11 protein-coding genes are annotated in these 13100 nt (G+C 50.1%); 8 read left to right on the plus strand and 3 right to left on the minus strand.

Annotated elements, in window-relative coordinates:
* The first annotated feature begins 521 nt into the window (after positions 1-521).
* The 7 genes from FA92_RS23580 (at position 522) to FA92_RS08280 (ending at position 7619) form a co-directional block, all read left to right on the plus strand.
* The gene (locus FA92_RS23580) at positions 522-1136 is read left to right on the plus strand and encodes a LuxR family transcriptional regulator (RefSeq protein WP_013357870.1); all 615 of its coding nucleotides are present in this window, start codon (positions 522-524) and stop codon (positions 1134-1136) included.
* 20 nt (positions 1137-1156) lie between these two features.
* Positions 1157-1702, plus strand: coding sequence for a fimbrial protein (locus FA92_RS08255; RefSeq protein WP_033783104.1), 546 nt, complete (start codon positions 1157-1159; stop codon positions 1700-1702).
* Positions 1703-1759: 57 nt separating this feature from the next.
* Entirely contained in the window at positions 1760-2506 is a 747-nt protein-coding gene (locus FA92_RS08260; protein ID WP_033783105.1) for a fimbria/pilus periplasmic chaperone, read from the plus strand.
* Positions 2478-5039: a fimbrial outer membrane usher protein gene (locus tag FA92_RS08265; protein WP_033783106.1), complete on the plus strand. Its 2562-nt coding sequence runs from the start codon at positions 2478-2480 to the stop codon at positions 5037-5039. The genes FA92_RS08260 and FA92_RS08265 overlap by 29 nt, the downstream gene beginning before the upstream one ends.
* A 4-nt stretch (positions 5040-5043) precedes the next feature.
* On the plus strand, positions 5044-6369 hold the full coding sequence (gene stbD / locus FA92_RS08270) for a fimbrial usher protein StbD (protein WP_033783108.1): 1326 nt from the start codon (positions 5044-5046) through the stop codon (positions 6367-6369).
* Positions 6305-7051, plus strand: coding sequence for a fimbrial assembly chaperone (locus FA92_RS08275; RefSeq protein WP_234366542.1), 747 nt, complete (start codon positions 6305-6307; stop codon positions 7049-7051). The genes stbD and FA92_RS08275 overlap by 65 nt, the downstream gene beginning before the upstream one ends.
* A gap of 232 nt (positions 7052-7283) precedes the next feature.
* Positions 7284-7619 carry a gamma-glutamylcyclotransferase family protein gene (locus FA92_RS08280; RefSeq protein WP_033783112.1) on the plus strand — a complete coding sequence of 112 codons (336 nt, stop codon included), beginning with the start codon at positions 7284-7286 and terminating at the stop codon, positions 7617-7619.
* Positions 7620-7960: 341 nt separating this feature from the next.
* Here FA92_RS08280 and FA92_RS08285 read toward each other — a convergent pair whose 3' ends face one another.
* Both FA92_RS08285 and FA92_RS08290 read right to left on the minus strand, forming a co-directional pair.
* Complete coding sequence (locus FA92_RS08285; RefSeq protein WP_033783113.1) at positions 7961-10006, minus strand: FUSC family protein; 2046 nt, start codon at positions 10004-10006, stop codon at positions 7961-7963.
* 114 nt (positions 10007-10120) lie between these two features.
* A complete protein-coding gene (locus FA92_RS08290; protein ID WP_033783115.1) occupies positions 10121-11503 on the minus strand; it encodes a M24 family metallopeptidase in 1383 nt (460 codons plus the stop codon).
* Positions 11504-11936: 433 nt separating this feature from the next.
* Here FA92_RS08290 and FA92_RS08295 point away from each other — a divergent pair, with 433 nt between their 5' ends.
* The gene (locus FA92_RS08295; RefSeq protein WP_033783117.1) at positions 11937-12824 is read left to right on the plus strand and encodes a benzoate transporter; all 888 of its coding nucleotides are present in this window, start codon (positions 11937-11939) and stop codon (positions 12822-12824) included.
* Between the two features lie 41 nt (positions 12825-12865).
* Here the strand turns inward: FA92_RS08295 and FA92_RS08300 are convergent, their stop codons facing one another.
* Complete coding sequence (locus FA92_RS08300) at positions 12866-13072, minus strand: type II toxin-antitoxin system MqsA family antitoxin (protein WP_033783119.1); 207 nt, start codon at positions 13070-13072, stop codon at positions 12866-12868.
* Positions 13073-13100: the final 28 nt, after the last annotated feature.

Raw genomic sequence — 13100 nt, forward strand, 5'->3', positions numbered from 1 at the left:
ATAACTGATTTAGATCAATATTTATGCCAGAGGGCTCAATTAACATAATTTTTACCAGGAGTTTTCTTAATTAAAGTGATTTGTTAGCGATTAAATATCAACATCAAATTTTATCAAGCCAGATTAATGTCGCGTCATCGAAAATTAAATAAGGAGGCAGCACAAGAAAAATTAACCCTGTATTTATTTAACAGCACCTGTTTGCAGGCTGCTAAATACAAAAAATGCACTGATCAAAATTCACGCATATTTAGCTCTGAGTGCGGAATTTTTATTGATCAAAGTGGCCTTATTTGCCAAATATTCCTAATGGACGTAAAAAAATCCTGGTCCCGCAGCGATGCTAAGGGATAGGAATCCTTTTTTGTCCCGAATTTTCAACAAATCTTACGCCCAGACATGGAGGTTACTCTTTAAGAAAAATCCGAATGCACAAAATAGCGGATAATTTTCATCGCCTTGAAATGCGGAGATTTTTATCGATAAAATAATCACAACTCTCGTAACCACACCAGAATATTATGAAAAAGATAACCAGAGAGGAAATTCGCTGCGCCACTTGCAAATATGGCTGTGATCTCACCCATCGCGCATCAGACATTTATAACCGATGTCCGTTGCAAAAAATTACCACCTGGCCCGGAAGAAATCATTTTTTCTCTTCATCCCTGCTGAATATGGTGGCTGGAAAATATGAAAGTATCTTTTGCAGAGGATGCGTCTTTGTTGACTTCTCCAGGGGAAATGTCAGGTATTTTACTAACAGCAACTGGATTGAGTATTTAAAAAACACCGGGTTAATGCTCATTGTCGTCAGCGATCGCTTTATGGAACCGCTTGCGGCGTACTGGCAAAAAGAAGATTTGCGAATACAAACTGTCATTCGTGCAGACCAGTCTCTTGACGAGATAAGTAAACAAATCAATGGCTGTTATTTCGGCCTGAAAGCTGAAATCAGGAAAAGAGTTAATCCACTCAATCAGGATGAAGTTCAGTTTCTTGACCTGGCGGCAAGCGGGCTTTCACTGACGATTATTGCCAGTGAAATGGGTGTTGAAAAGAAGCGCGTTTATAACATCAAAGATGCGATTCGCAGGAAAATGGGCATCAGCCTGAATCAATTGTTTTCCGCATAAAGAAGATAAAGGAGTATTAAATGAAGATGAAAATCAGATCGCGCAGTCTTGCTGTTTTGGTCAGTTCTGCACTGGTGTCGGGAAGCGTATTCGCTGCCTCAGATAACACCATCAATTTTCAGGGCGAAGTCACCGCTGAAACCTGTTCAGTGTCGGTAAACGGTAATAATGCATCCCCTGTCGTTCTGCTACCAACGGTGAGCACGTCGGACCTTGCAACGTCTGGCACGACTGCGGGTGATACCACCTTCACCGTGGGCGTGAGCGGCTGTACCGGTGACAGCACTAAGACGACGAAAATCTCGACGGTATTTGTCGGCAATAATGTCAGTTCTGCCGGTAACTTAACCAATACCGGCACAGCAAAAAATGTTGAAGTACAAATCCTCGATCCAAAGGATGCGGTTATCAATCTGACCAGTGGTTACGCCGGCAGCGGCGATATGACGCTACAGGCGGGTGAAACTTCAGGCTCAGCCACCTACTCTGCCCGCTACTACGCCGCAGGCACACCCACTGCAGGGACGGTAACCGCATCACTGCAATATGCCGTGACTTACCAGTAATATTTTCCGTGCGTATCTGGCAAACCGGATACGCACGCCACGCTTGAAATATTCGATATGGCTTCGCGCATTATGTTGTTTCCATTAAGATTTGTAATTATCATTTTTTTAATCACGTTTATTTCGGATAAAGTCCAGGCGAGCGTCACTATTCTTGGTAGCCGTATAATTTACCCGGGTAACGCGATCTCCGTCGATGTTCAGTTAAAGAACAACGATAGAATTCCTTATGTTATTCAGACCTGGTTTGATAACGGCAATATGGATTCGCAACCAGGCGAAAAAAGTGATGCGCCTTTTATTGTGACACCCCCGGTGTTTCGGATTCAGCCTCTTACCGGTCAGGTTTTAAGAATCAGGTTCATGCCTGAAATCTCATTGCCCCAGGATCGTGAGACAGTCTTCTGGTTTAATTCTTTGCAGATTCCCCCTGCCAATATTCAGGGTGAATCAGGCCGTAATAGCATGGTTTTAATGTTACGTAACCGGATGAAGATTTTTTACCGGCCAAAAGGGATTAGTCAGCCGGATAATATTTTCGAAGGATTAAAGGTGGCAATAAAAAAAGAGGGGGTTGAGATCAATAACATTCGGCCCTGGTATCTTTCGCTTACAGACGTTGCAATAAAAACAGCAGGAAAAGAAATTGTCTGCGATGCTGACATGATTGCCCCTTATTCTAAAAAAACAGTCAGGTGTAAAAGCGCAATTCAGTTTCCATCCAATAACAGCGTGGTTTCTCTTTCAGCGATGAATGACCAGGGAGCAAAAGTCAGTGAAAAGTATCCGATTTCAGCCTGGTAATATTTGCCTCCTTTTTTTACCATTCTGTGCATCATTCACTTTTTCAATGTCTGGACACGCGGAGGAGTACTACTTTGATCCTTCGCTGTTCAAAGGTTCTGCCTTTGGTCAGAATATCGATCAATTTAATCAGCACAATATCACGCCTGGCAATTATTATGTGGATATCTATGTTAATAATAAGCTGATTAAAAGTGGCGTCGCCCTCACCTTTCTTCCGGAAGAAAATGGTCAGCCTGCTGAACCCTGTCTTTCCCCTGCGGTGGCAGAATCGTTGCGTCTCAGGTCACTCAACAAATCCATAGCCAGCGATGGCTGTCAGCCTTTAAATCACTGGTCATCGTCAGCGCGCTGGCAATTCGATCAGGCTTCACTGCGGCTGCAATTAACGATTCCGGACGCTGAATTAATCCATCTTCCTCGCGGGACTATCCCCGTCGCCGAATGGGACAAAGGGATTACAGCCCTCTTCATCCGGCACAATACGAACTACAACTGGACCAAAAATACCGCATCCGGCTACCAGTATCAGTATCTCTGGAGTGGTATGACGGCGGGTACCAATATTGATAACTGGCAACTGCGCCACCAGGGCAATCTCCGGTTTGTCGACAATAACGTGACCGGCAGCGATATTCGTTACACTACCGTCAGAACCTGGCTGCAGCGCCCCATTGAACCGCTGGACAGTCTGCTGACCTTAGGCGACAGCTACACAGAGAGCTCACAGTTTGGCAGTCTGGCTTACAACGGTATCAAACTCACCACCGATGAAAGGATGCGTCCCCAGAGTCGGCGTGGTTATGCGCCCGAGATTCGTGGCATGGCCTCGTCCAGTGCCCGGGTTATCGTCCGGCAATTGAATCGCGTTATCTATGAGACCAGCGTTGCGCCCGGGCCATTTGTTATCAACGACTTGTATAATACCCGCAGCCAGGGCGATCTTGATGTTGAGGTGGCAGAGGCCAATGGAAAAACGTCATCATTTACCGTTCCCTATGCCTCTGTTCCTGACTCGGTCAGGCCGGGAAACTGGCATTACTCTGTGGCATTAGGCCGGGTGCGTCAGTTCTACTCGGTGAATAACACGTTCTTCGAGGGGCTTTTGCAGCGCGGTATCAGTAACCGCCTGACTGCAACAGCGGGTTCGCGACTGGCTCAGGACTATCAGGCCTGGCTGCTTGGCGGTGTCTGGACCTCTTCGGCGGGTGCCGTGGGATTGAACACCATCTTTTCCGATGCCAGGGTCGATCAAAACAGCAACGCCACGGGATGGCGCGCCGAGCTGAGTTACAGTAAAACCTTTGCGACCGGAACCAACCTTGTGCTGGCGGCTTATCGTTATTCAACCAGCGGTTACCGCGACCTGCAGGATGTGCTGGGTGCCCGGCGTCAGCAGGACAATGGCATCAGTTACTACTCAGATACGCTGCATCAGCGTAATAACTTCTCCGTGACCCTGAGTCAGTCAATGGAGAATTATGGCTTACTCAGCCTGAGCGCCAGCACGGCGGATTACTATAATAACCGTTCACGTATTACTCAGCTTCAGCTTGGTTATAACAACAGTTGGAAAAACATAAGTTATGGCCTCAATGTCGCCCGACAGCGCACAACCTGGAACTACGATCGTTATGGGGGCAGGCTGGATGACGGCGATAACACCTGGCGGGAAAAATATACCGAAAATACCATTGCCCTGAATGTCTCGGTTCCGCTTAACTGGGGCAATAACACGGCCTCAGTTGCTTATAATTATAATCAGTCTAAAGAAACGCGTAATTCTACCCTCTCTCTGACTGGTTCGTCTGGCGAGAATAATCAGCTCTCCTGGTCTCTCTATGGGGGTGCCGAACGAACCCAAAATAGCGGTAGTTACCGTGCCTCGTTCGGCGGAAATGTTCAGCAGAACACGCGTATGGGTGGAATCAGAGCGAATTATGGTCAGGGTGACAATTACCGCCAGGCGGGATTAGGGCTCTCTGGTACGTTACTGATCCACCCTGGCGGCGTCACTGCCGGGCCCTATACCAGCGACACCTTTGCACTTATTCATGCGGAAGGCGCTCAGGGAGCCAGCGTGCGCAATGGACAGGGTGCCGTTATTGATCGGTTCGGCTATGCCATCCTGCCTTCACTGACCCCTTATCAGGCCAATACTGTCAGTCTGGACACGCGTTATATGAATGCTGATGCTGAATTAAGCGGCGGCAGCCAGCGCGTTGTGCCTTATGCCGGCTCCGTTACACGTATTAATTTCGCCACCTTGCAGGGTAAAGCGGTATTGATCGCACTCAAGAATGACGATGATGATATTCCGCCAATGGGTACAGAGGTTCGTGATGCTGATAATACCGTAATAGGGATTATCGGTCAGGGTGGTCAGTTATATGCACGTGTTCCGCATGACTCGGGAACCTTAAAAGTCAACTGGCAATACAAAGGCAATAAAACCTGCTTTGTTAATTATCAAATAACCGGTCGGGTGAATGAGGATATTGTTCGCCTGGATGCCGTCTGCCGCAAGGGTTAATTGTGTGAGAATCAAAAAATTACTTCTGCCTGTTTTTTTATTACTGTTTACTATCTCCGCCTGGGCCAATTGCAGTGTTGTCACCGCCACCTCCGCCCTTTCTCAGAGCGCGATTGCGGCAGGCTATACCGCCGCATACTGGACCGGCGCCTGTGATACCTGCTCAGGTAATGTAGGGCTGCCTTCCGTGATAAGTATCAATAGCGGAAAGACTTTTCAGCCCTCCGGCACGTTACTGGCCAGTTCAGTGGGCAGTTTTCTGACATCTGCAAGCAATGTTTCCTACTCGGCTAACCAGATTCTTTATCGCTGCGCCGTGGCAGATGCAGACAGTCTGTATGAAATGTATGCCACTAATGGCGACAGTCCCTATGCCGGGCAATATATTACGTCTGAAGTGGATGGCGCTTATTATGATGTGGCCGCCAACGTTGCCGTAAGGCTGACTAACCTTTCAACCGGTGAGTATTACAGTCGCTACTGGAAAGCCCGGCAGCTGACGGCCAGTGACTGGTATTCCGATGGTACCTATATCTATATTCCGGCCAGTGCATTCAGCAATGTGTTGTATGAGATGTTTAAAATAGATTCTACCCGCTATTACGCCAGCAATAGTAATCGTTATGTGGACACATGGACACAACCTCGCGGTTATATTGCCTTTAAGGGGCCGGGCCTGGATACCAATAATCTGAAGGTGGGTCAGGACAGTCTCTCATACTGGTATGGCTGGTACCGTAACTGGCCTGCTGCATGGAGCACCTACTCGAATGTCACCTATGTACGCGGTGCGCTGTGCGAAGTCCTGGATTATCCGTCGGTGGTGTTGCTGCCTACCGTAAGCGTGAACACGCTCGCCGCTGGCGGAAAAAGTCAGGCCCCGTTTACCGTCACCATCCAGTGTGAATCTGGCGCCCTATCCGGCACCTCGACCTCGACAACCACCTCGGCAAATGTCGCTATGGGCTTTCTCGTTAACCAGTCAAATGCGGTGACGCAGGCCAGGAATCTGGGACTGACGACTGCTGGCGGCGGATTAACCTGGCTACTGGATTCACATTATGGCAGCAGCGCTGCCGCTGCCGGCGTCGGGATAAAGATTTATGACAGCCATAATATGGTGCTGAATTTACTGCCTGACAGAACCCTGACCGGCACAGGTAACGGCCGTGGCTGGTATGCCTATAAAGATCTAACCTCGCAAATCTCTTCAGGCGGCAGCGATATTTACAGTGGCGATTTTACGGCTTCACTTGAAGCAATCAGTGGACAAACGATTACAGCAGGAACAGTCAATGCACAATTACAGGTTGTGGTTAGTTTTCAGTAATCTTATCGTATTATCTGGCCTGCTGCTCTCAACCAGCGTGTGGGCGGTGGTTAATGTAGATAAAACCCGGATCGTTTTTAATCCGTCGGATCTGACCCAATCACTTAATGTTATTAACAGCGGCCAGAATGAAACTTTTTTGCAAATCTGGACAGACGATGGTGACCTTACCCTTTCACCTGATGCCAGCATCACGCCGATTATTGTCATTCCGCCGGTGGTAAAAATGTTTCCCGGAGAAATGCGCTCGCTACGTCTGATGCTCACATCGCGGCAGACGTTACCCGCAAATAAAGAGAGCCTCTTCTGGTTAAATATTTACCAGATTCCGGCATTGAAAAAAGAATTAAGCGTGGCTGAGCGCAAAGTGGTGCTGCCGCTGAGAATCCGGCTGAAAATCTTTGTCCGGCCTGCAGGACTCCATGCCCCGCTGACCATCGATCCGGAAAAGATCCGTTTCGCGGTGTCGGGAGATAAAATCACGATAACGAACCCAACGCCGTGGTTCATGAGCATGAACGTCAATCCCAAAGGTCATCAATCGATAAAAAACCTGATGATTGCTCCACAGTCTGATCTGCAACTGAACAGTGACGCCACGCTGAAATCCGGGGATTCTGTGAGCTATGCGGTGATCAATGACCAGGGTATTCCGGTTAATTACGCGACTGTCTTTAAGTAATGGCACGCGAGTTCCGTCAGCTAACACATTCAGAGCACCCAAAAGTCGCACTTTGCAATTGTCACAGACGTCGCTACGTGAATTCTGCGCATCAGGTGTGTCTGATAGCTGGCAGAATTTAACCAGAGATTGCTACTGGCTGAATCTGTCGGGCAGCATCGCAGTTCTGCAAGACAACCGGCTGACGGCACGCTAAAGTTGCTGGCTTCGACGGATTCCACGATGAGAGAAAATGAAACGCTTATTTGTCTATGGCACGCTCTGCCCGGGCCGTGAGAATGCCCATATCCTGGAAAACATTGGCGGTGAATGGCTGGCCGGTTCGGTGAACGGAACCTTCTACGAGCGTGGCTGGGGTGCGGCGGCCGATTTCCCCGGCATCGTTCTGGATGAGCAAGGCCCCGATGTGCCGGGCTATCTGTTTGTCTCTGACCAGCTGGATGCGCACTGGCCGATGCTGGATGCGTTTGAAGATGGCTATGATCGCGTCGAGGTTCGTGTCTCTGCCGGTAATAATCAGCATTACACCGCCTGGATTTATCAGCTCCAGCCACAGGGAAACAGTTAGCCTGCTCAAAGATGTGTGCGCCCTGCTCTTATTACTGGCTTCAGGCGCGGCGGGATGCGCGTCTGACCTGAATACCCAGGATAATATCTGTATCTTGCAGACAGAAAATAGTATGCAACATACTGATTTTAAATCGGTATAATGCCAGGTTAAATCACCGCTCCGTTATCTCTGCTTACCCCTCAGTCTTGCCTTTTTACTGACAGACCAGACAAACAGGCACTATGCCTGCTCCTTTTTAAAACGCAATCAATTGTATGATGTAACTAAAATGCACTTCCTTTATATCTTCCGGGCGCTGTTCACTTCTCTCTCTCCGCCACCAGCGACTCTTCTGCGCTTTATTCCGGCCAGCGTTGATGCGGAAACAGTGAAACCCGAATATTAAACAGATGGATTAAGGGCACTATGACGGCACTCTCCTGACGGGCAATGGGCTCCAGCCGCAGCAGTAACAGGTCCAGCTCATCCAGCAAATCCTGATGCGGCGTTAGCTGCAGCCTCTTCATTTTACGCTTCAGATAGAGCGCCAGCTCATGAAACATCTGCCCGCTATCAATCCGATGCCCTTCCAGCACCTCTCGATGACGTGCGTAAAAGTCATAGCAGTTCGCACCCAGCCAGGTTTCAGTAATCAGATAGCCCCCCACCACGATATCCGGCACCGGGTCGAGCCGTTTGCGCGGCAGAATCACGTTCACCCTGTCGAGCATCCGCGCAATGAATTGCTGGCGTGACAGCAGCGTGGCGGAATTGCGCTCCACCATTTTGATAAACCCTAACAGATCGCGCAGTCCGCGCTGCACCGCTCTTCTGGCAATCCATGACGGTCGTTTGTTACGGATCAGCGCCGTCAGCACCACCGCAAACATAATCCCCACCATCGATGAGATGGCTGCATTCAGGGTGACGATCAGATTCGGAACATAGTGATGGCTCAGGCCGATAAAGCCAGGGATCTGAATAGCGACACTCAGCCCCACCATGTTAGTCGCCGGATTAGCGATGATCAGACTCAGCAGCATCAGACCCGGCAGCAGACAGATCATCAGCGCCTGCAAAGTATTGGACTGCGGGATCAGGAAAGCGATATAGAACAGACTGACCACCAGCGCAACCATCACCCCTTTCACGAACAGTTTCATGGGTGTTACCGGGGAATCAACACCGGCAAAGAATGAACTGATGATCGCCGCCATCAGAGGCGCATTGGCGCCGTCAGCCCAGCCGCTGCCAATCCAGAACAGACTGGAGAGAAAGGTCGCCAGAAAAGCGGTCAGCGCAGAGAGCCTTAGCAGCCCCTTGTCGATGTGCCGATGTTCCCGGATATTGCGGATCGCCGCCCCATCCCCGTGGCTATAGAGATCCCCGGCGCGGGCACTGACGTTCTCATAAGCATCGGCAATACGGACAAAGTTGGCCAGCCGTTCCAGCAGACCGATCAGCAGCAGGCTCTCTTCGGTGGCCAGCAGCCCTGCCCGCCACTGATTTTCCAGGGTAGCCTGACTGGCGGCAATCGCCTCACGCAGTCCGGCAATATCGTTAATGCGATCGTGATGCAGCCACAGCAGAAAAGCCTGAAAGACATCGGTGACGCACTGCGGAAAACGGATATTCAGTTCGGCCAGCACGCCCAGCCGCGACTCAATCGCGGTCAGGGTCGGCAGCAGATAGGTCAGATGCTGATACTGCACGCTCACCAGACGAATGACATTACGCGCCGCTTCGCCCTCATAGACGCAGTGGGTCAGCAGCGTTTCAACATTCAGCGGATAGCCCGCCATCTGGATCAGGATATCTTCCCGCTCCAGCGATTTGTTCTTTGCCATCCCACTGATCAGTTCATCACAGAGTTTGCGCGCGTTCTGAAACCAGAGATTGACGCTCTGCCCCAGCAGATGGTGCATCGACACCGGAAACACCAGCCGGTGAACCAGCGTGCTGCAGAGAATCCCCAGCGTGATCTCCTCAATACGTGAAATCACGGTGTTGATGATCGCCGACGGCGTATCCACGTCAGGAAAGCCCATAATCGCCGCGCTGTAACCCGCCAGCATAAAGATATAGCTCTTCGGCGTGCGGTCATGCAGAGAAAGATACAGGCAGACCGTCACCCATAGCGATACACAGAGGCTGAACAGCACTGGCGACTGCACGGTTTCAGGATAGATCAGCAAAATAAAGATGCCGCCGAGCAGCGTGCCCATCAGACGAAACAGCGATTTCGAGACGGTCGAGGCGGCATAGAGTTGTGAGGTGACAAAAACGGTGGTCAGCGCCCAGGCCGGTTTTTCGAAGTTAAGTAACAGCGCTACAGAGAGTGCGATAAACGCGGCAAGAGAGGTTTTGCAGGCAAACAAAACCGCGTTTTTGGTAAACCATTTCATCGAATGAGAGCAACCAGGAACTTTCTTAGGCGCGTATCCTGACAGAAGCGCCTGCGTTTTACTCTCAGTTAAATTTTACAAATTATTACCGGCCAGATCAGGCCGGTAAATCCGCTACTGCCGCACCAGCGCATGCTGCTTATCCAGCAAGAAAGGGCGCAGATACCCTACCGTATTCGAGAGCAAAATCACCTCCTCCGGCAACCGGATTTTCAGTACATCGGTCAGGTAGGCTTTGCGGCGGGTCATACGCTGCCAGACCTCTGGAAAACGGCTCGCCAGCTCGTCACGCAATGTCGCGTCTGCCAGTCCGACCGTATCTTCGATACTGCAGCCGCCATAGCCTGGCACCGATGGGATGATATCAATCTGCAACAGCATTCCGCTCTTCAGGGTCACCGCTGAATCGGGATAGATGGGCGAGCTCAGCCACTCTTCGTCAGCCACCAGATGCCCCGGATTGAGATGCCAGCCATACAGCGCTTTGGGCAATACCGTTTCGATAAGCGTATAGAGTTCGCCGCCGGTAATTCCGATTCGCAACTCTTCCAGCCAGCTGACGACCGCATGATAATAGGGGATCGCCAGCCGGGTTAACCAGTCAGAAACGTTACGCCGTAACTCAGAGGCCTCGCTGACGACATACGCAGAGCGGCTGGTCAGGCCGCCTTTGTAGCCGACCGTCAGTGAGAGTTTGTCGCCAGTTAAAATCTGTTTGTCTGACGGATAGAGCCTGCCATGGGCGAAACGATCGCCCGTTGCGGCGATAGTGACGACGCTGTTTGGCTGCCCTTCTGCATTCAGCCGTGCGCCCAACGCCTTCTCTGTGACGCCCGGCTGCACGCTATCCAGCGCAGCCAGCATCGCGGTTGATGCCAGGTTGGCTCCCGCCTCATAAAAGGCGACTTCATCGGCGCAGTTAACGCAACGCGCACCGAGGTCTGGCGAGATAAACAATCCGGTGGCGTTAACCAGATGCACATCGCCACCCGCCGCCTGAGCCGCTGCGGTATAAACGAACTGCGGCAGATCAAATAACTCATGCTGACTGCCGGTAAACAGCTTCCAGCCCACCAGCCCGGTGCGTTCACCCGCTTTAATGCCTGCCTCTGTTAACAGCTGATCCAGTGGTTGCTCCCCATGCATTGGCTGATTGGGCAACGAAAACACCGGCGCATGCAGACAGCGTCCCGGATTGCGGGCAAAAGGCACCAGCTTGAGGTTCTCATTCCCCATGATATAGGTCAGCCCGCCCTGCTGATTCACCACCAGCAGCGCCTCCTCAAAACGCGGAATAAATCCCGCCAGGTACTCAAAATTACTGCCGTGCTCTTTGTCGGCATAGATAATCAGCTGCGTAATCTGCTGCTGCTGCATCCGCTGAATAATGGCAGCCAGACGGCGATGCAGTGTGTCATCAGACATTACCGGACTGGCGGCACCGGGATAAGTCGGCGGTGAAGGGATTATTTTCAGGGCATAGCGATTGGCATCCATAACGCACTCCAGCAGCCAGATTGATGTGATTGTGATTTCCGTTCCCAGGGTAAACCTAATGTTTCTCCTGTACGGTGCCACCATCACACAACTTACCCGTTGCGTGTTATCAAAAGATGGAGATTCCCTTGTAACGATTTTGCCTGCCTTGTGCAGGCTTTTTTATATCTTCCAGTTGTGAGCATGCACTGTGTTTAATATTTAAGCATGACCTATTTGATACCTGTATGAAACTTCTACACAGGCCTGATGAGTGTGGAGTACGTGTTACAGAGATTCTTTATTATTTTGTGATTTTTTGCCCGAGATCATATTTTCTCTTTAACCGCATCAAAAAGTACAGATAACGTAAGTAAAAGGTAAATTTACGCTTAACATGCGGTATAATTGTTTCAAATGATTTAAAAATTATACCAGGAAGGCTCGTTAGCCAATGATTTACGATTGTTTCCTTTACTACGATGAAGACATGCTTCTCGAGCTTCGACTGAATACGCTTTATAAACATGTTGATAAATTCGTCATTGTTGAATCCCTTTATACCTTTACTGGTAAGCGTCGAGAAAGACTCCGTTTTAATATCGAAAAGTTTGCGGCATTTCGCGAGAAAATTATTTACGTCGTTAATGACTCAGTACCGACGATCTATCAGCATGATTTCGTGTCTGGCAGCTCAATGGTGAAGGCCGGTGAATCCGATCCGTGGGAAAATGAGACGATAGCGCGCAACGCCATTATGCGCGGCCTGGACTTCGCTGAGGACGACGATATCATCATGGTATCGGATGTAGATGAAATCCCCCGCCCTGAAGCTCTGAAGCAGTTCAGCCCGCGCCACCTCTGCACGACGCTGTACCATAACTTCTATAATTATAAATTCAACGTTCAGGTTCTTAATGACGATGGCTCTGCCCGCCTCTGCCGCCTGCCAAAAATGACCACTATGAAGAATCTGAAGCATTTTTTCAGAGGCCAGCCAGAGCTGCTACGCAACGTTAAACGCAAGGGTACGCCAATCAGAGACAGCTGGTGGCGCTGGAAGCTGCTGAAGATGCGTACCAGAACAGTTGAAGACGCTGGCTGGCACTTCTCATGGGTAATGACCGACGCCCGTATCAGTGAGAAGATGGAGACCATTTCTCACACAGAAAATAACCTCCCTGAGTTTAACAATCCCGATCATATTCGGCGATGCGTTGAGCAGAATATTGATATCTGGAACCGACCCCGGAAAATGGTGATCCGGCCAGTAACGCAGGAATATTTGCCTGCATGGTTGGTGGATAATCAGGCCCGTTTTGAAGAGTTTCTCAAGCGGTGAATGAGTAAAAACGAAAGCCCGCACTAAGCGGGCTCTTTATATCATTTAACAGGCACGCCTCCATTCTCCAGCGCTTCCGCCTTTTCGGGGTACAATTCCGACGTTCCGGCGTTCATAATCACCGCGCCGCAGCGAATGCAGTGATCCCCCTTCACATCCGGCACGACATCATCGGGATTACCCGTATTAAGACTGACGTCACGCGTGGCGTAAACAAACGCCTCTCCTTCACATCCCGGACACTTCATACCCTTACTCCCTTGATAAGCCTGTCAG

The organism is Pantoea sp. 9140 (assembly GCF_000745295.1).
GTDB lineage: Bacteria > Pseudomonadota > Gammaproteobacteria > Enterobacterales > Enterobacteriaceae > Pantoea > Pantoea vagans.

Bases quoted from the DNA above. Each gene is read 5' to 3' on its own strand.
- FA92_RS23580 (WP_013357870.1), top strand. From the start codon at position 522: ATGAAAAAGATAACCAGAGAGGAAATTCGCTGCGCCACTTGCAAATAT.
- FA92_RS08255 (WP_033783104.1), top strand. From the start codon at position 1,157: ATGAAGATGAAAATCAGATCGCGCAGTCTTGCTGTTTTGGTCAGTTCT.
- FA92_RS08260 (WP_033783105.1), top strand. From the start codon at position 1,760: ATGGCTTCGCGCATTATGTTGTTTCCATTAAGATTTGTAATTATCATT.
- FA92_RS08280 (WP_033783112.1), top strand. From the start codon at position 7,284: ATGAAACGCTTATTTGTCTATGGCACGCTCTGCCCGGGCCGTGAGAAT.
- FA92_RS08285 (WP_033783113.1), bottom strand. From the start codon at position 10,006: ATGAAATGGTTTACCAAAAACGCGGTTTTGTTTGCCTGCAAAACCTCT.
- FA92_RS08290 (WP_033783115.1), bottom strand. From the start codon at position 11,503: ATGGATGCCAATCGCTATGCCCTGAAAATAATCCCTTCACCGCCGACT.
- FA92_RS08295 (WP_033783117.1), top strand. From the start codon at position 11,937: ATGATTTACGATTGTTTCCTTTACTACGATGAAGACATGCTTCTCGAG.
- FA92_RS08300 (WP_033783119.1), bottom strand. From the start codon at position 13,072: ATGAAGTGTCCGGGATGTGAAGGAGAGGCGTTTGTTTACGCCACGCGT.